Origin of the sequence: Klebsiella sp. DY2415 (assembly GCF_026314315.1) — a bacterium.
Lineage (GTDB): Bacteria > Pseudomonadota > Gammaproteobacteria > Enterobacterales > Enterobacteriaceae > Klebsiella > Klebsiella ornithinolytica.
Genome location: NZ_CP111115.1, coordinates 2159779 through 2181494, shown reverse-complemented (window position 1 = coordinate 2181494; position 21716 = coordinate 2159779). Strand labels below are relative to the sequence as shown.

Here is a 21716-nt window from a genome sequence, read left to right as displayed (position 1 = left end):
CCGCCCCTTACGCCGCCTTCGGCTGTTTTTCGTAGAGGAAATGGAGAATCTGCTGACGCAGGTGGTGATAACGGCTGTCATCCGCCAGCTGAACACGATTACGCGGCCGGGGCAGGTCGATAGCGAGAATCTCGCCCACCGTCGCCGCCGGGCCGTTGGTCATCATCATGACGCGGTCAGAGAGCAGCACCGCCTCATCAACATCATGGGTAATCATCACGATGGTGGTGTTCAGCGCCTGCTGAATCTGCATCACCGCATCCTGCAAATGGGCGCGGGTCAAGGCATCGAGCGCGCCAAACGGTTCATCCAGCAGCAGCACCTTCGGCTTCATCGCCAGCGCTCTGGCAATCCCTACCCGCTGCTTCATGCCGCCGGAGATCTCCCCCGGACGCTTGTGCAGCGCATGACCCATTTGCACCCGCTCAAGGTTGTGTTCGATCCACGCCTTGCGCTCGGCTTTGCTCATGGTGCGGCGAAAAACCTGGTCGACCGCCAGCGCCACGTTGTCAAAGCAGGTCAGCCACGGCAGCAGGGAGTGGTTCTGGAAGACTACCGCGCGCTCGGGACCCGGCCCGGCGATTTCGCGGTTATCACACAGCAGTCCGCCTTCCGTGGGTAAGGTAATGCCGGCAATCAGGTTCAGCAGCGTGGATTTACCGCATCCTGAGTGGCCAATCAGGCTCACGGTCTCCCCTTCATAAATGTCGAAAGAGACGTTTTGCAGGGCCAGAAATTCGCCGCTGGCGGTATGGAAGCGCTGGCTGACGGCCTGCACCTGAATTAATGGTTTCATAGCGATTCTCCTATTTTTCTTGCCAGCTGAAGCGACGAGCGATCAACATCAGCCCCTGCTCCAGCAGCAGGCCGACGACGCCGATAATGACGATGGCGATGATGATGTTTTCCACGTTGAGATTGTTCCATTCATTCCAGATCCAGAAGCCGATCCCCAGGCCGCCGGTCAGCATTTCAGCAGCGACGATCACCAGCCAGGCAATGCCAATAGAGAGACGCACGCCGGTCAGCACCGCGGGCAGCACGGCCGGGAAGAGAATGCGCCGCATCACCGTCCACTCCGACAGCTGTAAAACGCGAGCCACGTTGAGATAATCCTGCGGAATGCGGCGTACCCCTTCGGCAGTGTTAATCACCATTGGCCAGATAGAGCAGATAAAAATGGTCCAGCTCGATGCCGGCTCCGCCTTCTGGAACAGCAGCAGGCCAATAGGCAGCCACGCCAGCGGACTGACCGGGCGCAGCAGCGCAATCAGCGGATTAAACATGCGGGCAAAGAACAGCGAGCGGCCAATCAAAAAGCCCAGCGGGATCCCCACCAGCGCCGCCAGCCCAAAGCCCACCGCCACCCGCTGCAGTGACGCCAACACGTTCCAGCCGATGCCCATGTCGTTCGGCCCGTCCTGATAGAAAGGATCGGCAAACAGGGTCAGCGCGGAATCGAGCGTACTCAGCGGCGTCGGAAAGCCCTTGCCGTTGATCGCCGCCAGCTGCCAGCAGAGCAACAGCAGCCCCAGCCCGAGCAGGGGTGGCAGGAGCCGCTGTACGGTTTCACGTAGCCAGCGCCTGACGGGCGGCGTCGGACGTCGGACCTGTACCGGTGGCAGGACAATCACTTCGCCCGGCGTTTTTTCTGTGGCAATAACAGGTTGCGTACTGTGCGCGTGTTTCATTTCATGCCCCCTTACGTTGAATCGCGAAGCCGCGGGCGTAACCTTCCGGATCGGCCCCCGTCCAGACCGTACCGTCTATTAATGTGCTGCTGCGCATGAGCGCAGCCGGCGTAGAGATGCCGCCCACCGCCTGCGCCGCCTCTTTCCAGACGTCAATGCGGTTGATGCGCCCGGCCACCGCCTGATAATCCGGGGCCGTTTTTAGTAATCCCCAGCGGCGGAACTGGGTTAAAAACCACATTCCGTCCGACAGCCAGGGAAAACTCACCTCTCCCTGGTCGTAAAAGCGAATCGGGTGTGCGTCCTGCCAGCGCTGTCCCAGCCCGTTGTCGTACTCCCCGAGCATCCGTCCGGTGAGATACTGCTCTTTGGTATTCAGCCAGGCGCGTTTTGCCAGAATGCGCGCCGTCTCTCGTTTGTTCTCTTCCGAGGCGTCAATCCAGCGCGCCGCATCCAGCACCGCCGCGACCAGCGCGCGGGCGGTGTTCGGATTGCGTTCGACCCATTCGCTGCGGGTGCCGAGAATTTTTTCCGGGTGTTCCGGCCAGATGGCCTGCGAAGTGGCTGCGGTAAAACCGATACGGTCGTTGATCGCCCGCGCGTTCCACGGTTCGCCGACGCAAAAACCAACCATGTTGCCGATACGCATGTTCATCACCATTTGCGGCGGCGGCACCACCACGGTGCGTACGTCCGTAAACGGGTCGATGCCACCGCTGGCCAGCCAGTAATAGAGCCACATCGCGTGCGTCCCGGTGGGAAAGGTGTGGGCAAAGGTGTAGCTGCCCGGCGCGCGCTGGCCGATCAGCCGTTTCACCCCCCCGAGGTCGGTCACCCCTTTCTCCCGCAGGTCGCTGGAGAGCGTAATCGCCTGGCCATTGCGGTTGAGGGTCATCAGGTTTGCCATTGCGTGCGGCTTGCCGGCGATCCCCAGTTCGAGGCCATACAGCAGGCCGTAGAGAATGTGTGCCGCATCGAGTTCACCGGCGATCAGTTTGTCGCGCACCGCCGCCCAGCTGGCTTCTTTGGTCGGTACCAGGGTAATGCCATATTTTTTATCGAACCCTTTCAGCGACGCGATCGCGATCGGCGCGCAGTCCGTCAGCGGAATAAATCCGACTCGTACGGTAGATTGCTCCGGCTTATCGGATCCTGCCGCCCATGCGCTCTGCATCACGCCGGGCAACAACATCGCCCCGCCCAGCGCGGCGCCTGCCTGTAAAAAATGCCGTCGTGAAATCGAAAATTTATCGCCCATACCCGCTCCAGAACACGCAAAAAAAAAGCGCCCGACAGTGCTGATGCACTGCAGGACGCCTTTATCCATGGACACACAAACCGCCGTTGGCCTGTTGCCCAAAATTGTTTACTGAACGATTTAACGCATTAACCGTTGTCTGCAGGATATTGCAAAACAGATGCCAATGTTCACAGAGGCGGTGTCAGGCCGTTTTCCGCTGTGCGCCGGGCGGCTTCCCGCCGCTCATTGCACCGCTGACAGGCAGCCGCTGCCCAACCATCGTGCATCTACTCCTTTGGGGTTATGGACCACAACGCCTTTACCGTCAGCAGCGCGCGGGCGATTTCCACCATCCTCTGATTCTTATCCATAGCCATTTTCCGCAACGCCTGCCAGGCCTGCTCTTCCTGCATTCCCTGATGAACCATCAGCACGCTTTTCGCTTTTTCAATCAGCTTGCGCTCTTCGAGCGTATCTTTTAGCGAGGCCAGTTGCCCGGAGAGCTGCTGGAGCTCAAGGGCCTGCTGGCGAACCAGCGGCAGCAGCTGTTTATCGAGACGGCGCGCGATGCCGTCATCACCCTCTTCCTCCGGCCAGCTGGCGGGCGGCGCTTCGCCGCTGAGCAGGTTATCGGCAACGCTCAGCAGGTCGTCAATCAGCCGCTCTTCCAGACCTCGCATCTGCTCCAGACGCTGCGTCTGGGCGCAAAACCAACGCAGCGCCGTCTCCCCCTCATCTGCCGGGGGCTGTCGGGTACAGGCGATCCGCCGCAGCTGCTCAATTTCCAGACTGGCCTGGCACTGGGTCATAAACAGCGCAGTCTGCGGCGCCTCCGCCAGCGCCTGGAAGCTGTCAAAACAGGGCTGCTGACCATCGATTCTGTCCACCAGCAGCTGGCGGAGCTCATCGCTAAACTGGCCGCGGGCAAAGCCGGATGCCCCCAGCGCGCGCTCCTGCCCCACCAGCTCTTTCCCCTGCATAAAGCTGTAGAGCGCCACCATGCGCCCGGCAATTTGCGGGTCGTCAATGCTGTCGTTGAGCTGCGGGACAATATTTAATAAGTGGCGGATAATGCGACTAAACTGGTTTGTCGCCTCTTCGGCGATGATAGCGCGGCCGCGCACGGCGTGGCGCAGCGTCAGCAACTGCTCCAGGTACCAGAGCGCGCTGGCAATCCGCCAGCATAGCGCGCCGCTGGCGCACTCCCGCACCGCTTCCAGCGCCTCGCGAAAGGCGATAAGCTGCTCATCCACCAGTGCCGAGCCCGCCCGGCACTCCGCGGCATAGAGCCGTCCAGCGGAGCAGAGCCAAAGGTTGGACGCACCGCGTTCGCACTGTAGCATGTGTACCAGCGCGCTTATCCGGCTTGCCAGCGTACCCTGCTGCGCCAGCTGGCGTAGCTGCTCTTTTTGCAGCTGCCGCGCGCGGTGAAACCACCTGTTGGCCTCAGGCGAGATGCCAGCCGTATTATTCATACCCCCTCCCGGGTCAACGCTTTATACTTTAACCACAAGCAATAACCGTGCCTTATACCAAGGAGTCCTTATGCAAAGTATTGTGATTATCGCCAACGGTGCTGCCTACGGTAGCGAATCGCTGTTTAATAGCCTGCGTCTGGCGATTGCCCTGCGCGAACAGCAGTCTGAACTCGATCTGAAACTGTTTTTAATGTCTGACGCGGTGACGGCAGGCCTGCGCGGACAAAAGCCGGCGGAAGGCTATAACATTCAGCAAATGCTGGAGATCCTCACCGCCCAGAATGTCCCGGTGAAATTGTGCAAAACCTGCGCCGACGGCCGCGGGATCACCGCGCTGCCGCTGATTGACGGCGTGGAGATTGGCACTCTGGTGGAGCTGGCGCAGTGGACGCTGGCGGCCGATAAAATCCTGACCTTCTGAAAAGAGGGCCTCTGGCGGGATTTAATATCACCGAGGCAGCGTTTGTTAATCAAAAAACTAAGTCAGCTGAATGCTTTCAGGCACAACATCATTTTTGTTTAATCTTTATCCCTTTTTTTGATCAAAATCAGCATTCGTCTGCTCCCCATTTGGTGTTATGCCATGAGTAAAGTGTGAACAATATCACGCGCGGGATTGAGCAGGCAGGATGCTGTAGACAGACAACAACGGGGTAGATAAATGGCGATGGTTAAAGCAAGTTTGATGTTGTTTGGCGGTGATACGCTGGTGGTTCGTTGTTCTGAACGCTGCCATATTCACCTGATGAGCGCGAAGGCTGCCGGCGACAGCCATACGGATATTCTGAGCGTCCAGGATCGCGACAGCGCCTATCTGACCGTGCCGTATAACGGCACCTGGAACGTACTGATCGATAGCCACAGCCAGTCACTGGAGCACTCCATTAGCTACGTTCCCGCCTGATATCACCTGCCCGGGATAGCCCGGGCATTTTTCAGGCCAGCCCCGGCTGGCTGTTTTTTCCCAGCAGCGTCCGTACCGTCCCGACCAGATCGTCAAGACAATCATCGTGCATACCGAGTTTGCGTAGCTCCTGATCCAGAGAGAACAGGTACTGGGCATTGGTGCCGAGCGGCCCGCTGGCTTTAGCGATCAGCGGCGCAATGACCTGGGCGCGGGTATCCGGTTCGAACAGCGGATGACGAGGATCCATAATAAACACCAGCGCGTTCACCGTCCGCCCGTCATCGAGCTCCAGCTTACACCAGGTCGGCAGATAGCACCCGGTGATCATCTCCCGCTTCCACAGCAGCGTCAGCTCCTCTTCCAGCGTCTCATCAGGGAGTCGATAGGCCACGCCGGTGGTACGCCCGCCCTCTTTCAGCGCCAGCATGCGCCCCGGCTGGCAGGCGCTGCCGCGCCCGGCGGTCAGCCGCAGGCAGAAGGCGCGGTGCCAGCCCGGAAGCGTACCGGTACAGGTTTCGCGATACTCAAGAGCCGGGTTCCACATCAGCGAACCGTAGCCAAAAATCCATACTGAGCCAGCATCCGGACGACAGGCCAGCGTTGCCGCCAGGGAAGCGGCCCGTTGCTCTGCCGACCAGAGAAGCGATTCCTCAATAGCACCAAACGCCGTCTTACAATCCGCATTGATTAAGAAATCACGAGTTAACACTTTCTACTACCTCCGCCACTGCCCGCTTCCCGGCGATTATCTGATGGCATCCGTGAAATATTGCCGAATTATTATCCAGCTTTCATCGACAATAAGCAATGAACGACACGCTGGCAAGGCGCGGAGCAGCAGATGAGGCAGCAGGAACGATTATTTTTTCTTATGCCACTTATCATCGTCTCCTTTTTGATAGTCATTCTTGACCGCCGCCCAGGCGACCTTATGCGCCGTCTCTTCACGGCTGGCGTCGTCCCGCCGGTCCGCCTGGTGCTTATACTGCTCCCAGGCGCTATTAAACGCTTCTTTATAGATCTCCTGGGCATGCGCCGGCAACACGTGCCGGACGCTATCGGGTAGCGCTTGTTTACTGCGATAAGGCATATGCACCTCCGGATGGTGGTAAAAAGATAAGTCTGGGACGCTAATTCCGGGTTTTCAAGGCGGGATATAATCCAGAAGCATTTTTAGTAATTGTCTGAATAATAAATACAAAATCGCAATAATGATAAGTTATGACAATCTCAAGGCATTAGTTACCAATAGCCGTAAATTTAAGTAAAAAAACAATTCAGATAGCAAAATGTCTGTTATTTTATCTACTTACGGTATCTATAATTATAACACCTGCATAAATGGAGATGGTTCATGACGCATGTACATGAGGCGGTGAAAACCCGCCACAAGGAGACATCGCTTGTTTTCCCGATTCTGGCGCTGGCGGTGCTTATCTTCTTCGGAAGTAGTCAGTCACTGCCAGCGGTCATTGGCATTAACATTCTGGCCTTAGTGGGTATTCTGTGTAGCGCATTCAGCGTTGTACGCCACGCGGACGTTCTCGCCCACCGCCTCGGCGAGCCGTACGGTTCGTTAATTTTAAGTCTTTCCGTGGTGATTCTTGAAGTCAGCCTGATTTCTGCATTAATGGCCACCGGCGACGCAGCCCCGACGCTGATGCGCGATACGCTCTATTCAATCATTATGATTGTCACCGGCGGCCTGGTCGGCTTTGCCCTGCTGCTGGGCGGACGTAAATTCGCCACCCAGTACATGAATTTGTTTGGTATTAAGCAGTATCTCATCGCCCTGTTTCCGCTGGCGATTATTGTGCTGGTCTTTCCGATGGCGCTACCGGGCGCGAATTTCAGCACCGGGCAGGCGCTGCTGGTTGCGCTGATTTCCGCCGCCATGTACGGCGTATTTCTGTTGATTCAGACCAAAACGCACCAGAGCCTGTTTATTTATGAGCATGAAGACGACGGCGACGACGACGACCCGCATCACGGCAAACCGTCCGCCCACAGCAGCGCCTGGCACACCGCGTGGCTGTTAATTCACCTGGTCGCGGTTATCGCGGTCACTAAGATGAATGCGAACCCGCTGGAGACGCTGCTGACCAGCATGAACGCGCCGGTGGCCTTTACCGGTTTCCTGGTCGCGCTGCTGATTCTCTCGCCGGAAGGACTCGGTGCATTGAAAGCGGTACTCAACAATCAGGTGCAGCGCGCGATGAACCTGTTCTTCGGTTCGGTGCTGGCGACGATTTCGCTGACCGTGCCGGTGGTCACCTTAATCGCCTTCTTAACCGGCAATGAGCTGCAATTCGGGCTTGGCGCACCGGAAATGATTGTGATGGTCGCCTCGCTGCTGTTGTGCCAGATCTCCTTCTCTACCGGACGCACCAATGTGCTGAACGGCGCCGCGCACCTGGCGCTCTTCGCCGCTTATCTAATGACCATTTTTGCCTGACCGCTCTTCCCCGGCGTCGACCGGGGAGAGTTCTGCGCCGTTACTGGCGCAAAAAAAAGCCTGCCGGTTTTACAACGGGCAGGCTTTTCGCGTTCAGGAGCGATGAATTAGTTGCTGGTATCCAGCTCTTCAAAGTTCTTCACCAGATCGTCAATTGCTTTGATCTGCTTCAGGAATGGCTCCAGTTTAGCCAGCGGCAGCGCGGACGGGCCGTCGCATTTCGCATGTTCCGGGTCCGGATGCGCTTCGAGGAACAGGCCTGCCAGGCCCGTTGCCATACCGGCACGCGCCAGCTCGGTCACCTGAGCACGACGACCGCTGGACGCGGCGCCAAACGGGTCGCGGCACTGCAGCGCGTGGGTCACGTCGAAGATAACCGGCGAGTTGTTAGATACTTTCTTCATCACCCCAAAGCCCAGCATGTCGACAACCAGGTTGTCATAGCCGAAGTTCGCCCCGCGATCGCAGAGGATAACTTTGTCGTTGCCGCCTTCGATAAACTTGTCGACGATGTTACCCATCTGGCCCGGGCTGACAAACTGCGGTTTCTTCACGTTGATCACCGCGCCGGTTTTTGCCATCGCTTCGACCAGGTCGGTCTGGCGCGCCAGGAATGCCGGCAGCTGGATAACGTCAACCACGTCGGCAACCGGCTGCGCCTGGCTTGCTTCATGAACGTCGGTGATGATTTTCACGCCGAAGGTCTGCTTCAGCTCCTGGAAAATTTTCATCCCTTCTTCCAGACCCGGACCACGATAGGAGTGAATGGAAGAACGGTTGGCTTTATCAAAAGAGGCTTTGAACACGTAAGGAATGCCCAGCTTCTGCGTGACGGTCACATAGTGTTCGCAGATGCGCATCGCGAGATCGCGGGATTCCAGCACGTTCATCCCACCAAACAGGACGAAAGGCAGGTCGTTTGCTACGTTGATATCACCAATGCTAACCACTTTTTGTTTCATAAGATCGCCTTATCAGGGTGTAACCGGATTCATTCCAGATTAGTGAAGAGTAATTTGTTTATGCGAAATGGTGTTAATTTGCGCGCGGATCATTTCGCTGATCGGGTCCTCCGGACACTGTTCGACGAAATAGTTCAGGTCCAGCAGCGCAACATGATCGCACTCAAGCTGGGCGTAGATCAGCCCGCGATCGCGGATCTCATACGGATCCTCCGGATTAAACTGCAGCAGCGCTTCGCTGGCGCGCAGGGCCAGCTCCATCTGCCGCTCTTCCATCAGCGCCGATTTTAAGGTGTCGAGCAGCTTGTGGATCACTTCGGCGTTATCCGCCTCGTCGAGATCCTCGTTGAACAGCTCGGCAACCGGGCTAATATTGCCCTTCAGCCAGACTTCCAGCGTGTGTTCGTTGAGCGTTTCACCGTTGAACGGGTTAATCAGCCACATCTCTTCGCTGGTTTCCGGGTCGGCGCGCAGCAGCAGCTGCGTCGGGAAGATAACCGGGACCAGCGGCAGCGACAGGCGCTGAGCAATCCACAGGACGATAGCGCCTAATGACGCCGCGCTCCCCTGACGATTAATCAGGACTTTGTCGATCCACAAAGCATCAGACAGCCGGTAAACGCCGTGGGAATCGCGAAAGCCCCACTCATGGTAGAACAGCTCCAGCAGCCGCTCCAGCTGACGCTCCTGATCCCAGGAAGAGGCAATTTCCTCCTGCGCCAGACCCAGCAGCCGCTCCAGTTCATCCTGCACATAGTGCGTCGGAAAATCGTCGCGGATTAATTCAGAAATGAGGACCATGCCATCGCACAATGGCGCTTTATTAAATTCGAAATCAGCTAATGACCTCATGACTTACCCCAGTAACGGTGTTCTTGTAATGGCGAGTTGTATGATGATGAACAACACCACCAAAGCCAGCAGAAAGGCAATAAACCGGCTCTGCTGGCTGCGCGGGCGACGACGGCCCAGCGCGATAAAACCCAATGCGATGTAAATAATAACGCCAAACAGCTTTTCAGTCAGCCATGAGCCGTCTTCAGTGAAAGGCAGATAGTGCGTTATGGCCATTAATCCTGCGCCGCTCAGAAATAACAGCGTGTCGCTGCAGTGCGGCGCAATGCGCACCCAGCGCTGGTTCAGCCGGGCATTGCCGCTGTAGGTCCACCAGTAGCGTAAGGTAAATAAACTGACGGAAACCACCACACACGCTATATGCAGATACAGCACCGCGCTAAACAGATTCATATGCCCGCTTTCTCCATGCCGGAAAATCGCCCTGTCGTCAGGCGATCGTTATCGCCGTAGTCACGGCAGGTCGTCACATCGTGGTAACCCGCTTCCCGGAACAGCGCCCGTACCGCGTCCCCCTGCTTCCAGCCGTGTTCCAGCAGCATCACGCCATCGGAGGTCAGGAAACGGCGTCCTTCCCGGATGATATGCGCGAGGTCGGCAAGGCCGTTATCGGCAGCAACCAGCGCCGTTTTTGGCTCAAAACGAACATCGCCCTGCTCAAGATGCGGATCGGTTTCGTCGATATAGGGCGGGTTGCTGACAATCATGGTGAACCGCTGCCCGGCCAGCGCGCTGAACCAGTGGCTTTGCAGGACGCTAACGTTCGTGATGGCAAGGCGCTCGGCGTTACGCGCGGCTAATGCCGCCGCATCGGGCATGAAATCCACCGCCGTGACCTGGCAGTCCGGGCGTTCACTGGCCAACGCCAGGGCGATCGCGCCGGTGCCGGTACCTAAATCCAGAATCCGGCACGGCGTGGCCGGCAGCCGCGCCAGCGCCTGCTCGACGAGGCATTCGGTATCCGGGCGCGGAATGAGCGTTGCGGGGGAAACCAGCAGCGGCAGCGACCAGAACTCACGCTCGCCCACCAGATGGGCCACCGGCTCGCCGCGCTGGCGGCGGCTCAGCAGCGTCTCCAGCTGCGCCTGCTGTTCCAGCGTCAGCACCGTCTCACCGAAGGCGAGGAGCCAGGTCCGCGCCCTGCCGGTGACGTGCCCTAACAGGATCTCGGCGTCGCGTCGCGGGCTTTCACTCGCGCTCAGTCGGGCAATCGCCTGCGCCAGCCACTGTTGAAAGGTCATCATTCCTGCTCGGAAAGCGCTGCCAGCTGATCGGCCTGATATTCCTGAACAATCGGCTCAATCAGCATATCCAGTTTCCCTTCCATCGCTTCGTCCAGACGGTAGAGGGTCAGGTTGATGCGGTGGTCGGTCACGCGGCCCTGCGGGAAGTTATAGGTGCGGTTGCGATCGCTGCGATCGCCGCTGCCCAGCAGGTTACGACGGGTTGACGCTTCCGCCTGCTGACGCTTAGCGATTTCCGCCGCGCGAATACGCGCGCCGAGCACCGACAGCGCTTTGGCTTTGTTTTTGTGCTGCGAACGCTCGTCCTGGCACTCCACCACTATCCCGGTCGGTAAGTGGGTAATACGGATCGCCGAATCGGTGGTGTTAACGTGCTGACCGCCGGCCCCGGAGGAGCGGAAAGTATCAATACGCAAATCGCCCGGGTTGATATCCGGCATTTCGGCTTCCGGCAGCTCCGGCATCACCGCCACGGTACAGGCGGAGGTGTGAATACGCCCCTGGGATTCGGTGGCCGGCACGCGCTGTACGCGATGACCGCCGGACTCAAATTTCAGACGACCATACACGCCATCGCCGCTGATTTTGGCAATCACCTCTTTATAACCGCCATGTTCGCCTTCGTTGGCGCTCATGATCTCCACGCGCCAGCGGCGGGATTCGGCGTAACGGCTGTACATACGGAACAGATCGCCGGCAAACAGCGCCGCTTCATCACCGCCGGTACCGGCGCGGACTTCGACAAAGGCGTTGCGTTCATCATCCGGATCCTTCGGCAGCAGCAGCACCTGCAGCTGTTGCTCCATCTCCTCGCTTTTCGCTTTCGCGTCGCGCAGTTCTTCCTGCGCCATTTCGCGCATTTCCGCATCGTCGAGCATCATCTGTGCAGTTTCGATATCGTCCTGCACCTGGCGCCATTCGGTATAGCAGCGCGCCACGTCGCTCAGCTGCGCATATTCCCGCGACAGCGCGCGGAATCGATCCTGATCGGCGATGGTCGCAGCATCACCCAGCAGCGCCTGAACTTCCTCATGGCGTTCGTACAGAGCTTCCAGTTTGGCAACAATAGAAGGCTTCATAGGCGTGAATTCACCCTGTCCTGAAAAAAGAGAAATGTGCGCTATTCCAGCCCGAGGCTGTTGCGCAGAATATGCAGGCGTTCATCATCCCCGTCACGGGCTGCCTGCTGAAGAGATTTGGTTGGTGCGTGGATCAGGCGATTGGTCAGTTTACGCGCCAGATCCTGCATGATTTCCTGCGCATCGCCGCCCTGCTCCAGCGCAGCCAGCGCTTTCGCCGTCAGCTCCTCACGGACCTGCTCGGACTGGGAACGATATTCGCGGATAGTCTCGCTGGCGCTCTGGGCACGCAGCCAGGCCATAAATTCGCTGGTTTCCTGCTCGACGATCGTTTCCGCCTGTACCGCCGCGGCTTTACGCTGCGCCAGGTTATGCTGAATGATGTTTTGCAGGTCGTCCACGCTGTACAGATAGGCGTTCGCCAGCTTACCCACTTCGGGTTCGACATCGCGAGGCACCGCGATATCAACCAGCAGCATCGGCTGATTACGCCGCGCCTTCAGCGCACGCTCCACCATCCCCTTGCCGATAATCGGCAGCGGGCTGGCGGTCGAACTAATAATAATGTCGGCCTCTTTCAGCCGCTCGTCGATATCGCTCAGGGCGATAACCTCGGCACCGACCTCCTCGGCCAGAGCCTGCGCGCGCTCGCGGGTACGGTTAGCAATCACCATGTTGTGCACGTTGTGTTCACGCAGATGACGCGCCACCAGTTCGATGGTTTCCCCGGCGCCGACCAGCAGCACCGTCACGCTTGAAAGGGATTCGAAGATTTGTCGCGCCAGGGTACAGGCGGCGAAAGCCACTGAAACCGCGCTGGCGCCGATATCGGTTTCGGTCCGCACGCGTTTTGCCACCGAGAACGACTTCTGGAACATCCGCTCCAGTTCGCTGACGTTGAGGTGACCGCGGCTGGAATCGGCGAAGGCTTTTTTGACCTGCCCCAGAATCTGCGGTTCGCCGAGCACCAGCGAATCGAGGCCGCTGGCGACGCGCATCAGGTGGCTGACCGCATCATTATCCTGGTGCCAGTACAGGCTTTTACGCAGGTCTTCTTCATTAAGATGGTGGTAATCACACAGCCAGCGGATGAGCGCTTCCTGCAGATTATCCTGTTCTTCAACGCTGAGATACAGCTCCGTGCGGTTACAGGTCGACAGCACCACACCGCCCTGCACCATTGGCTGAGCCAGCAAGCTCTCCAGCGCCTTATCGAGCGTGTCCGGCGAAAACGTTACGCGTTCTCGCAGCGCGACCGGGGCTGTTTTGTGATTAATGCCAAGAGCTAAAAGGGTCATTGTGAGGGAGTAGTACCAGCGTTGCTAAGGTTAGTCTGAGCGCATCATACAGGATGCGCGGAATCAATAAAAGAGACGCTCCCCTTTTGGAGTAATAGGCATCGGGCTTAAAAGCCATTAACGGTAATTTTTTGATTTCAGACAATTTGAACGTAGACGCTATCGCCGGGCAACGCTAGCATTAAGGGTTATAATTGTAACCCGCTACACAAATCGTGTGCGTACCACCCCGTCGCCGGATTTCACTGTAGACATCAAGGATTTGTCATCATTATGAATCGACTGCTCCGCCTGTTACCGCTGGCAAGCCTGGTCCTGACCGCCTGTACACTCACCGCCCCGAAAGGCCCTGGCAAAAGCCCTGACTCTCCTCAGTGGCGTCAGCACCAGCAGGATGTCCGCAATCTGAGCCAGTACCAGACCCGCGGCGCCTTCGCTTACCTCTCCGATGAACAAAAAGTTTACGCCCGCTTCTTCTGGCAGCAAACCGGCCAGGATCGCTATCGCCTGCTGCTGACCAACCCGTTAGGCAGCACCGAACTGTCGCTGACCGCCCAGCCGGGCAGCGTGACGCTGATCGATAACAAGGGCCAGACCTATACGGCGACCGATGCCGAAGAGATGATTGGCCGCCTGACCGGGATGCCGATTCCGCTAAACAGCCTGCGCCAGTGGATCGTCGGCCTGCCGGGCGATGCCACCGACTACTCGCTTGACGATAAATACCGCCTGAGCGAACTGAACTATACCCAGAACGGCAAAACCTGGCACGTCACCTACGGCGGCTATACCAGCGATACCCAGCCATCGCTGCCGGCCAACATGGAGCTGAATAACGGCAGTCAGCGTATCAAGCTGAAAATGGATAACTGGATTGTGAAATGATGACCCGCTGGCCCTCTCCTGCAAAGCTGAACCTGTTTTTGTACATCACTGGACAGCGCGCCGATGGTTATCACACCCTGCAGACGCTGTTTCAGTTCCTTGACTATGGCGATACCTTAACGATCGAACCGCGTCATGACGGCGCGCTGCGCCTGCTGACGCCGGTTGCCGGCGTAGCCGATGAAGAGAATCTGATTATTCGCGCCGCAAGGCTGCTGATGCAGGCGGCGACGGCATCCGGACAGCTTCCTCCCGGTAGCGGCGCCGATATCAGCATCGACAAGCGTCTGCCGATGGGCGGCGGTCTGGGCGGCGGCTCGTCCAACGCCGCGACGGTACTGGTGGCGCTGAATCATCTGTGGGGCTGTGGTTTGTCGGAAGAGCAACTGGCGACGCTGGGGCTGAGTCTTGGCGCCGATGTGCCGGTATTCGTGCGCGGCCACGCCGCCTTTGCCGAGGGCATTGGTGAGATCCTGACGCCGGTCGAACCGCCAGAAAAGTGGTACCTGGTCGCTCATCCCGGAGTCAGTATTCCGACGCCGACCATTTTCCGCGACCCCGAGCTACCACGAAACACCCCGGTAAGGTCAATAAGTACGTTACTAAAATGTGAATTTCGCAATGATTGCGAGGTTATCGCAAGAAAACGTTTTCGCGAGGTTGATGCGGCGCTTTCCTGGCTGTTAGAATATGCGCCGTCGCGCCTGACAGGCACAGGAGCCTGTGTCTTTGCTGAATTTGACACCGAATCTGCCGCTCGTCAGGTGCTGGAGCAAGCCCCGGAATGGCTACAAGGCTTTGTAGCGCGAGGAGTTAATATCTCCCCGCTCAAGCTAGCCCTACCCAGGTAGTTCTGCTTTTTTGCACGAATTACCTTAGTACGCCGGGCAAATTGAGTAACGGTGACAACGTCACCCTGTTCCAGACGTTGCATCGTTCTCTTTAAATACACCGCCTGGATAGAAGAGTGCCGCCCGCACGGTTTCTGGCGCTTTTCATCCACCACTGGACGCATGCCTGAGGTTCTTCTCGTGCCTGATATGAAGCTTTTTGCTGGTAACGCCACCCCGGAACTAGCACAACGTATTGCCAACCGCCTGTACACTTCTCTTGGCGACGCCGCTGTAGGTCGTTTTAGCGACGGCGAAGTCAGCGTACAAATCAATGAAAACGTACGCGGTGGTGATATTTTCATCATCCAGTCCACTTGTGCTCCCACCAACGACAACCTGATGGAACTGGTTGTTATGGTTGATGCTCTGCGTCGCGCTTCGGCGGGTCGTATCACCGCTGTTATCCCTTATTTCGGCTATGCTCGTCAGGACCGTCGTGTGCGTTCTGCGCGTGTGCCGATTACCGCGAAAGTGGTTGCCGATTTCCTGTCCAGCGTTGGCGTTGACCGCGTACTGACCGTTGACCTGCATGCAGAACAGATCCAGGGCTTCTTCGACGTTCCGGTTGATAACGTATTCGGCAGCCCTATTCTGCTGGAAGATATGCTGCAGCTGAACCTGGATAACCCGATCGTGGTTTCTCCGGACATCGGCGGCGTGGTGCGTGCTCGCGCTATCGCCAAACTGCTGAACGATACCGATATGGCTATCATCGACAAACGCCGTCCGCGCGCTAACGTTTCTCAGGTGATGCACATCATCGGTGACGTTGCCGGCCGCGACTGCGTGATGGTTGACGATATGATCGATACCGGCGGCACGCTGTGTAAAGCAGCTGAAGCGCTGAAAGAGCGTGGTGCGAAACGCGTATTTGCCTACGCCACTCACCCGATCTTCTCCGGCAATGCTATCCAGAACATTAAAAACTCTGTGATTGATGAATTCGTCGTCTGCGATACTATTCCGCTGGCGCCGGAAATCAAAGCGCTGGAAAAAGTGCGTACGCTGACGCTGTCTGGCATGCTGGCAGAAGCGATTCGTCGTATCAGCAACGAAGAATCTATCTCTGCTATGTTCGAACATTAATCGAGCCCGGCCAAAAAACCCGCTGCGGCGGGTTTTTTTGTCTCTTAAACCAATTTGTATGACCATTGCCTCCTTCACCTGCCATTTAGTTGACAGATGATGCGCTCATGGATGAAACATTATTGTGAACAGATTATTTTCCTCACATGTGATGCCTTTCCGCGCCCTCATCGATGCTTGCTGGAAAGAAAAATACACGCTAGCCCGTTTCACCCGCGATCTGATCGCCGGGATCACGGTCGGGATTATTGCCATTCCTCTGGCAATGGCGTTGGCTATTGGCAGCGGTGTCGCGCCGCAGTATGGACTTTATACTGCCGCCGTCGCCGGGATTATTATCGCCCTCACCGGCGGCTCGCGCTTTAGCGTATCCGGGCCAACCGCCGCCTTTGTGGTGATCCTCTATCCGGTGTCACAGCAGTTTGGCCTGGCCGGACTGCTGGTGGCGACGTTGATGTCCGGGGTCTTTTTAATTCTTTTCGGCCTCGCCCGCTTTGGCCGGTTAATTGAATATATTCCGCTATCCGTTACCCTCGGGTTTACCTCCGGTATTGGTATCACTATCGGTACCATGCAGATAAAAGATTTTCTTGGTCTGCAGATGGCGCACGTTCCCGAGCACTATCTGCAGAAAGTCGCCGCCCTGGTGATGGCGCTGCCGACGGCTAATCCTGGCGATGCGGCGATTGGCGTTGTCACCCTTGGCACGCTGATCCTGTGGCCGCGTCTGGGGATCCGCCTGCCCGGCCACCTGCCTGCGCTGCTGGCGGGCTGTGCGGTGATGGCAATCGTCAATCTGATGGGGGGCCACGTCGCGACTATCGGCTCTCAGTTCCACTATATTCTGGCTGACGGTAGCCAGGGTAACGGGATCCCGCAGCTGCTGCCGCAGCTGGTGCTGCCGTGGGATATGCCTGGCTCCGATTTTACGCTCAGCTGGGCGTCACTACAGGCGCTGCTGCCGGCGGCCTTCTCGATGGCGATGCTCGGCGCGATTGAATCACTGCTGTGTGCGGTGGTCCTCGACGGGATGACCGGCACGAAGCACAAAGCCAACAGCGAACTGATAGGCCAGGGTCTCGGCAATATCATCGCCCCTTTCTTTGGCGGTATTACTGCCACCGCCGCCATTGCCCGTTCAGCGGCTAACGTCCGCGCCGGCGCAACATCGCCGGTATCCGCCGTGATTCATGCGCTGCTGGTCATTATGGCGCTGCTGGTGCTGGCGCCGCTGCTCTCCTGGCTTCCGCTGTCTGCGATGGCGGCGCTGCTGCTGATGGTAGCGTGGAATATGAGCGAAGCGCACAAGGTGGTGAATTTGCTGCGCTACGCGCCGAAGGACGACATCGTGGTGATGCTGATGTGCATGTCGCTGACCGTACTGTTTGATATGGTCATCGCTATCAGCGTCGGTATCGTGCTGGCCTCGCTGCTGTTTATGCGCCGCATTGCGCGCATGACCCATCTGGCGCCGGTCAATGTTGATGTGCCCGACGACGTGCTGGTCCTGCGGGTTATCGGCCCCCTCTTCTTTGCCGCTGCCGAAGGGCTGTTTAACGATCTGGAGACGCGGATTGCCGGTAAGCGGATCGTGGTCCTGAAGTGGGATGCGGTGCCGGTACTGGATGCCGGCGGACTGGATGCCTTCCAGCGTTTCGTCAACAAACTGCCGGAAGGCTGTGAACTGCGCGTCTCGAATCTCGAGTTTCAGCCGCTGCGCACCCTGGCACGGGCGGGCGTTCAGCCGATTCCAGGGCGCCTGAGCTTCTATCCCGACCGTGCTGCCGCTCTGGCAGACATTTAACTACCGTGACGCGGGCGAGCTCGCCTGCGTCATCATCACGCCAATCGCCTGCTGGAGCCAGCCGAGCACCTCAGGCGTCATCCAGGTCCCTTTCATCAGATGCGGTTCGCGCTCCATCGCCAGGCGGAATTTCTGCTGGGTGTGAGGATGGGTTCCGGCATAGGACTGAAACAACGCCAGCCACTGCCTGGCCAGCGCCTGCCCCGCTGGAGAAGCCGGGTCGCAATGCTCGCGACAGGCCTCGTGCAGCGCCGTCACCAGCGCAGGCCACTCCATCAGTCGATCAAAATAGTGCGCGCGAGTGAAAGCCAGCTCATCAGCATTCAGATAACGCGCCCAGATAGCCAGCTTACTCTCGGCAAAAGCGCGGGTAATGTAGTCCACAACATCCACGGTGATTCCGGTTTGCTCGCGCATTTGCGGTTCAGCGACGTGCATTTCATTCAGGCGGGTGAGAAACTCCGGCCGCCCGGCCGTATCCAGCTCCAGGCGCGCCATCCAGCGGGTCGCCAGCGCCATGGCCCGCGGATCGTCCGCCGGACACGCCTCGGCAAGCAACTGGCGAACTTCCGTCACCAGCGCCAGCCAGATCTGGTTGCGCTGCTGATCCTGCTCCGCAAACGGCAGCGCCTGTAATTCCTGGGGACTAAACCAACGATCGTACATTTTCATTAACTCCAGCGTCTGTAGCCAGGACTCCAGGTCAGGCTCGTTACCGCATGCCAGCTCATCGCGCAGCTGAACCAGCCGTTCGCGCAGCGTGGAGACCGCGCGCAGCTGTTTATCCAGCGTCGAGATCTGCTGTACCAGCAGGTCCGACAGGGAAAACGAGTCCTGGTCAAGGTAGTCCTTGATAGTAGCGAGCTCCAGCCCGGTCTGCGTCAGCGCCTTAATCATATGCAGACGCTGAACCGCCGCCAGGTTATAGAGCCGGTAACCCGCCGTGCTTCTGGCCGACGGCATCAGCAGCCCCGTTTGTTCATAGTGATGTAGCGTGCGGACGGTCATTCCGGCGCGTCTCGCCAGTTCACCCACCTGAATTAACATAACTGCTCCTGTTGTTCGACCATAGCGCCACTCTGCCGCCTGACGTTACGTCAGGGTCAAGTGTTAAAGAGAGGGTATTTTATCGTGAAGGCGTAACCCGGGCAGCAAATGCGTTGTTCTGAAGAAAAGAGGCGACGCGAAAATAAAACAGCCAGCTACCGGGCGGGCAGCTGGCTGCAGATGAACAGTTTATGTAAGCGCACCCGCCGCGAGACGGCCGGGGCGAGGAACCGGTTTAGCTATGGCGGTGCTGATCGCGACGGCAGCGTTTATCGTAATGGCGGACCCACCAGTATCTGTCGCTAACCTGTTCATGCCCGCCAACGCGCGCCCCTGCGAGCCAGAGAACGGCGCCGACAAAAATACTTAATATCGCGCCATGAGCGAAGAACTGCGGTAGGTCAAGCTGCGGAAGCTGGTTTAAAATAGAGTAACCAACGCCAACAACCATGACGACCAATCCTAAACCCATCAGTACATTACCGAGTAACGAAGCGTTTCTGCGTTTCATATGTCACCTCCGGAACCTTGGGCTACCTGGGAATATCCCCAAAACTTATAGGTCTAGTATAGACAATGGGGATAAGGTTGATTGCGTCGGTGATCACATTAGTTAATATCAAATCAACAAAAACTTACAAATAACTTACTGAACAACATCAAATTCTAATGGTTCATAAGGGTAATTATCTCTTTCCCCGCCGTTGTGGCGGCAGAATTTTGTCAACCGCCTCGGCAAACAGTACACTACGCGCCAGAGAACGACCCAAGCAGGATAGAAAAGTGACGATAAAACTGATTGTCGGCCTGGCAAACCCCGGCGCAGAATACGCGGCGACCCGGCACAATGCTGGCGCCTGGTACGTAGATTTACTGGCTGACCGCCATCGCGCCCCGCTGCGCGAAGAGAGCAAATTCTTCGGCTACACTTCGCGGATTAACCTTGCCGGCGAAGATGTCCGCCTGTTGGTCCCGACCACCTTTATGAACCTCAGCGGCAAAGCCGTGGCGGCCATTGCCACCTTCTACCGCATTAATCCGGATGAGATTCTGGTGGCGCACGATGAGCTGGATCTGCCGCCCGGGGTGGCAAAATTTAAGCTCGGCGGCGGCCACGGCGGCCACAACGGTCTGAAAGATATCATCAGCAAGCTGGGCAATAACCCCAACTTTCATCGCTTACGTGTCGGAATCGGCCATCCGGGCGATAAAAACAAAGTTGTCGGCTTTGTGCTGGGTAAACCGCCGGCGAGCGAACAGAAACTGATTGATGAAGCCGTGGACGAAGCGGCGCGTTGCACCGAGGTGTGGCTGAAAGAAGGTCTCACCAAAGCGACCAACCGTTTACACGCTTTTAAAGCGCAATAACCGGTCGACGTGCGGAATTTTTGCCGCGCACCGTGTATAATAGGCAAAGCTATTTACTTTTCTGCAATCTGTTCAGTGTAACGGGTTGATTATCCAAAGATTAAGGTGATTTAAATCATGGGATTCAAATGCGGTATCGTCGGTTTGCCCAACGTCGGCAAATCCACCCTGTTCAATGCGCTCACCAAAGCGGGTATTGAAGCGGCCAACTTCCCCTTCTGTACCATTGAGCCGAACACCGGTGTCGTGCCGATGCCCGATCCGCGTCTGGACAAGCTGGCTGAAATCGTCAAACCACAGCGCATTCTGCCGACCACCATGGAATTCGTCGACATCGCGGGCCTGGTGAAAGGCGCGTCCAAAGGCGAAGGTCTGGGTAACCAGTTCCTGACCAACATCCGTGAAACCGAAGCTATCGGTCACGTGGTGCGCTGCTTCGAGAACGACAACATCATCCACGTGAATAACAAAGTGGATCCGGCAGACGACATCGATGTGATCAACACCGAGCTGGCGCTTTCCGACCTCGATACCTGCGAACGCGCGATTCACCGCGTACAGAAGAAAGCTAAAGGCGGCGATAAAGACGCGAAAGCCGAGCTGGCGGCGCTGGAAAAATGCCTGCCGCAGCTGGAAAACGCCGGCATGCTGCGCGCGCTGAAAAACCTGACCGAAGAAGACAAGGCCGCTATCAAATACCTGAGCTTCCTGACGCTGAAGCCAACCATGTACATCGCTAACGTCAATGAAGACGGTTTTGAGAACAACCCGTACCTCGATAAAGTTCGTGAGATCGCCGCAGCTGAAGGCTCCGTAGTGGTCGCCGTGTGCGCTGCTGTCGAGTCTGATATCGCTGAACTGGACGATGCCGACCGCGATGAGTTCATGGCCGAGCTGGGTCTTGAAGAGCCGGGCCTGAACCGCGTGATCCGTGCCGGTTACGAGCTGCTGAACCTGCAGACCTACTTTACCGCGGGCGTCAAAGAAGTTCGCGCGTGGACTATCCCTGTGGGCGCGACCGCTCCGCAGGCGGCAGGTAAAATCCACACCGACTTCGAAAAAGGCTTTATCCGCGCCCAGACCATCGCCTATGAAGACTTTATCACTTACAAAGGTGAGCAAGGGGCAAAAGAAGCCGGCAAGATGCGCGCCGAAGGGAAAGACTACATCGTTAAAGATGGCGACGTCATGAACTTCCTGTTCAACGTCTAATCGTTTTTATTTTCTCGTGAGGTTTCACTGAATCTCATGGAAACCATAAAAACCCATAAAATCCACGCCATTGCGTGGATTTTTTTATTTTCATCGCACCGGCACATTACATGAAAGCGCGGCAGAAATATGAGCATACGCGCAAGCCAGTCGTGGTGGGAGCCAACCCGATTCAAGCCAGCGTTGACTGAGATAATCCGGCTCTGTCGTCT

The 21716-nt window shown here is 57.4% G+C and carries 23 protein-coding genes; 9 read left to right on the top strand and 14 right to left on the bottom strand.

Annotated elements, in window-relative coordinates:
- Positions 1-7 precede the first annotated feature (7 nt).
- The 4 genes from OQV00_RS10145 to nasR form a co-directional block, all read right to left on the bottom strand.
- Complete coding sequence (locus OQV00_RS10145; protein ID WP_004863483.1) at positions 8-796, bottom strand: ABC transporter ATP-binding protein; 789 nt, start codon at positions 794-796, stop codon at positions 8-10.
- Positions 797-806: 10 nt separating this feature from the next.
- Positions 807-1691, bottom strand: coding sequence for a nitrate ABC transporter permease (gene ntrB / locus OQV00_RS10140; protein ID WP_004863487.1), 885 nt, complete (start codon positions 1689-1691; stop codon positions 807-809).
- 1 nt (position 1692) lies between these two features.
- A complete protein-coding gene (locus OQV00_RS10135; protein WP_032717152.1) occupies positions 1693-2949 on the bottom strand; it encodes an ABC transporter substrate-binding protein in 1257 nt (418 codons plus the stop codon).
- A gap of 269 nt (positions 2950-3218) precedes the next feature.
- Positions 3219-4406, bottom strand: a complete 1188-nt coding sequence (gene nasR, locus OQV00_RS10130; protein WP_266280261.1) for a nitrate regulatory protein NasR — start codon at positions 4404-4406, stop codon at positions 3219-3221.
- Positions 4407-4476: 70 nt separating this feature from the next.
- Here nasR and OQV00_RS10125 point away from each other — a divergent pair, with 70 nt between their 5' ends.
- Positions 4477-4830, top strand: coding sequence for a DsrE/DsrF/TusD sulfur relay family protein (locus tag OQV00_RS10125; RefSeq protein WP_004863493.1), 354 nt, complete (start codon positions 4477-4479; stop codon positions 4828-4830).
- Positions 4831-5070: 240 nt separating this feature from the next.
- Positions 5071-5313 (top strand): DUF1883 domain-containing protein, encoded by a 243-nt coding sequence (locus tag OQV00_RS10120; protein ID WP_266280259.1) that lies wholly within the window; start codon positions 5071-5073, stop codon positions 5311-5313.
- A 31-nt stretch (positions 5314-5344) separates the two neighbouring features.
- Here OQV00_RS10120 and OQV00_RS10115 read toward each other — a convergent pair whose 3' ends face one another.
- Together OQV00_RS10115 and chaB are read right to left on the bottom strand one after the other, a co-directional pair.
- Positions 5345-6025, bottom strand: a complete 681-nt coding sequence (locus OQV00_RS10115; RefSeq protein ID WP_065906663.1) for a gamma-glutamylcyclotransferase — start codon at positions 6023-6025, stop codon at positions 5345-5347.
- A 150-nt stretch (positions 6026-6175) separates the two neighbouring features.
- The gene (chaB, locus tag OQV00_RS10110) at positions 6176-6406 is read right to left on the bottom strand and encodes a putative cation transport regulator ChaB (RefSeq protein ID WP_004863508.1); all 231 of its coding nucleotides are present in this window, start codon (positions 6404-6406) and stop codon (positions 6176-6178) included.
- A gap of 264 nt (positions 6407-6670) precedes the next feature.
- Here chaB and chaA point away from each other — a divergent pair, with 264 nt between their 5' ends.
- Positions 6671-7771 carry a sodium-potassium/proton antiporter ChaA gene (chaA, locus tag OQV00_RS10105; protein WP_004863510.1) on the top strand — a complete coding sequence of 367 codons (1101 nt, stop codon included), beginning with the start codon at positions 6671-6673 and terminating at the stop codon, positions 7769-7771.
- A 107-nt stretch (positions 7772-7878) separates the two neighbouring features.
- On the opposite strand, the gene kdsA is transcribed toward chaA, so the two are convergent.
- From kdsA to hemA, 6 genes are read right to left on the bottom strand one after another with little or no spacing between them, the layout of a single operon-like run.
- Positions 7879-8733, bottom strand: coding sequence for a 3-deoxy-8-phosphooctulonate synthase (gene kdsA / locus OQV00_RS10100; RefSeq protein WP_004863512.1), 855 nt, complete (start codon positions 8731-8733; stop codon positions 7879-7881).
- A gap of 39 nt (positions 8734-8772) precedes the next feature.
- Positions 8773-9585 (bottom strand): invasion regulator SirB1, encoded by an 813-nt coding sequence (gene sirB1 / locus OQV00_RS10095; RefSeq protein WP_004863515.1) that lies wholly within the window; start codon positions 9583-9585, stop codon positions 8773-8775.
- A gap of 3 nt (positions 9586-9588) precedes the next feature.
- Positions 9589-9981: an invasion regulator SirB2 gene (gene sirB2, locus OQV00_RS10090; protein ID WP_004863518.1), complete on the bottom strand. Its 393-nt coding sequence runs from the start codon at positions 9979-9981 to the stop codon at positions 9589-9591.
- Entirely contained in the window at positions 9978-10829 is an 852-nt protein-coding gene (gene prmC / locus OQV00_RS10085) for a peptide chain release factor N(5)-glutamine methyltransferase (RefSeq protein WP_015584088.1), read from the bottom strand. Before prmC ends, sirB2 begins: the two co-directional genes overlap by 4 nt.
- Positions 10829-11911 (bottom strand): peptide chain release factor 1, encoded by a 1083-nt coding sequence (gene prfA / locus OQV00_RS10080; protein WP_004863527.1) that lies wholly within the window; start codon positions 11909-11911, stop codon positions 10829-10831. Before prfA ends, prmC begins: the two co-directional genes overlap by 1 nt.
- A 41-nt stretch (positions 11912-11952) precedes the next feature.
- Positions 11953-13209: a glutamyl-tRNA reductase gene (gene hemA, locus OQV00_RS10075; RefSeq protein ID WP_054829258.1), complete on the bottom strand. Its 1257-nt coding sequence runs from the start codon at positions 13207-13209 to the stop codon at positions 11953-11955.
- 273 nt (positions 13210-13482) lie between these two features.
- Between hemA and lolB the strand changes: the two genes are divergently transcribed.
- From lolB to dauA, 4 genes are all read left to right on the top strand, one after another.
- Entirely contained in the window at positions 13483-14094 is a 612-nt protein-coding gene (lolB, locus tag OQV00_RS10070) for a lipoprotein insertase outer membrane protein LolB (RefSeq protein WP_004863531.1), read from the top strand.
- A complete protein-coding gene (ispE, locus tag OQV00_RS10065) occupies positions 14094-14945 on the top strand; it encodes a 4-(cytidine 5'-diphospho)-2-C-methyl-D-erythritol kinase (protein WP_162098182.1) in 852 nt (283 codons plus the stop codon). Before lolB ends, ispE begins: the two co-directional genes overlap by 1 nt.
- A 180-nt stretch (positions 14946-15125) precedes the next feature.
- On the top strand, positions 15126-16073 hold the full coding sequence (gene prs / locus OQV00_RS10060) for a ribose-phosphate diphosphokinase (protein WP_004863536.1): 948 nt from the start codon (positions 15126-15128) through the stop codon (positions 16071-16073).
- A 124-nt stretch (positions 16074-16197) separates the two neighbouring features.
- Entirely contained in the window at positions 16198-17877 is a 1680-nt protein-coding gene (gene dauA / locus OQV00_RS10055) for a C4-dicarboxylic acid transporter DauA (protein ID WP_015584087.1), read from the top strand.
- On the opposite strand, the gene OQV00_RS10050 is transcribed toward dauA, so the two are convergent.
- The gene (locus OQV00_RS10050; protein ID WP_048024779.1) at positions 17878-18924 is read right to left on the bottom strand and encodes a MerR family transcriptional regulator; all 1047 of its coding nucleotides are present in this window, start codon (positions 18922-18924) and stop codon (positions 17878-17880) included.
- A gap of 235 nt (positions 18925-19159) precedes the next feature.
- The gene (gene ychH, locus OQV00_RS10045; protein WP_004121828.1) at positions 19160-19435 is read right to left on the bottom strand and encodes a stress-induced protein YchH; all 276 of its coding nucleotides are present in this window, start codon (positions 19433-19435) and stop codon (positions 19160-19162) included.
- A 272-nt stretch (positions 19436-19707) separates the two neighbouring features.
- Between ychH and pth the strand changes: the two genes are divergently transcribed.
- On the top strand, positions 19708-20292 hold the full coding sequence (gene pth / locus OQV00_RS10040; RefSeq protein WP_004863551.1) for an aminoacyl-tRNA hydrolase: 585 nt from the start codon (positions 19708-19710) through the stop codon (positions 20290-20292).
- 117 nt (positions 20293-20409) lie between these two features.
- On the top strand, positions 20410-21504 hold the full coding sequence (ychF, locus tag OQV00_RS10035; RefSeq protein ID WP_004863554.1) for a redox-regulated ATPase YchF: 1095 nt from the start codon (positions 20410-20412) through the stop codon (positions 21502-21504).
- The last annotated feature ends 212 nt before the right edge of the window (positions 21505-21716 follow it).

What these genes read in the sequence shown, in the direction of transcription:
- OQV00_RS10145 (WP_004863483.1), bottom strand. Translation starts at nt 796, where the DNA reads ATGAAACCATTAATTCAGGTGCAGGCCGTCAGCCAGCGCTTCCATACC.
- ntrB (WP_004863487.1), bottom strand. Translation starts at nt 1,691, where the DNA reads ATGAAACACGCGCACAGTACGCAACCTGTTATTGCCACAGAAAAAACG.
- OQV00_RS10135 (WP_032717152.1), bottom strand. Translation starts at nt 2,949, where the DNA reads ATGGGCGATAAATTTTCGATTTCACGACGGCATTTTTTACAGGCAGGC.
- nasR (WP_266280261.1), bottom strand. Translation starts at nt 4,406, where the DNA reads ATGAATAATACGGCTGGCATCTCGCCTGAGGCCAACAGGTGGTTTCAC.
- OQV00_RS10125 (WP_004863493.1), top strand. Translation starts at nt 4,477, where the DNA reads ATGCAAAGTATTGTGATTATCGCCAACGGTGCTGCCTACGGTAGCGAA.
- OQV00_RS10120 (WP_266280259.1), top strand. Translation starts at nt 5,071, where the DNA reads ATGGCGATGGTTAAAGCAAGTTTGATGTTGTTTGGCGGTGATACGCTG.
- chaB (WP_004863508.1), bottom strand. Translation starts at nt 6,406, where the DNA reads ATGCCTTATCGCAGTAAACAAGCGCTACCCGATAGCGTCCGGCACGTG.
- chaA (WP_004863510.1), top strand. Translation starts at nt 6,671, where the DNA reads ATGACGCATGTACATGAGGCGGTGAAAACCCGCCACAAGGAGACATCG.
- kdsA (WP_004863512.1), bottom strand. Translation starts at nt 8,733, where the DNA reads ATGAAACAAAAAGTGGTTAGCATTGGTGATATCAACGTAGCAAACGAC.
- sirB1 (WP_004863515.1), bottom strand. Translation starts at nt 9,585, where the DNA reads ATGAGGTCATTAGCTGATTTCGAATTTAATAAAGCGCCATTGTGCGAT.
- sirB2 (WP_004863518.1), bottom strand. Translation starts at nt 9,981, where the DNA reads ATGAATCTGTTTAGCGCGGTGCTGTATCTGCATATAGCGTGTGTGGTG.
- prmC (WP_015584088.1), bottom strand. Translation starts at nt 10,829, where the DNA reads ATGACCTTTCAACAGTGGCTGGCGCAGGCGATTGCCCGACTGAGCGCG.
- prfA (WP_004863527.1), bottom strand. Translation starts at nt 11,911, where the DNA reads ATGAAGCCTTCTATTGTTGCCAAACTGGAAGCTCTGTACGAACGCCAT.
- hemA (WP_054829258.1), bottom strand. Translation starts at nt 13,209, where the DNA reads ATGACCCTTTTAGCTCTTGGCATTAATCACAAAACAGCCCCGGTCGCG.
- lolB (WP_004863531.1), top strand. Translation starts at nt 13,483, where the DNA reads ATGAATCGACTGCTCCGCCTGTTACCGCTGGCAAGCCTGGTCCTGACC.
- ispE (WP_162098182.1), top strand. Translation starts at nt 14,094, where the DNA reads ATGACCCGCTGGCCCTCTCCTGCAAAGCTGAACCTGTTTTTGTACATC.
- OQV00_RS10050 (WP_048024779.1), bottom strand. Translation starts at nt 18,924, where the DNA reads ATGTTAATTCAGGTGGGTGAACTGGCGAGACGCGCCGGAATGACCGTC.
- ychH (WP_004121828.1), bottom strand. Translation starts at nt 19,435, where the DNA reads ATGAAACGCAGAAACGCTTCGTTACTCGGTAATGTACTGATGGGTTTA.
- ychF (WP_004863554.1), top strand. Translation starts at nt 20,410, where the DNA reads ATGGGATTCAAATGCGGTATCGTCGGTTTGCCCAACGTCGGCAAATCC.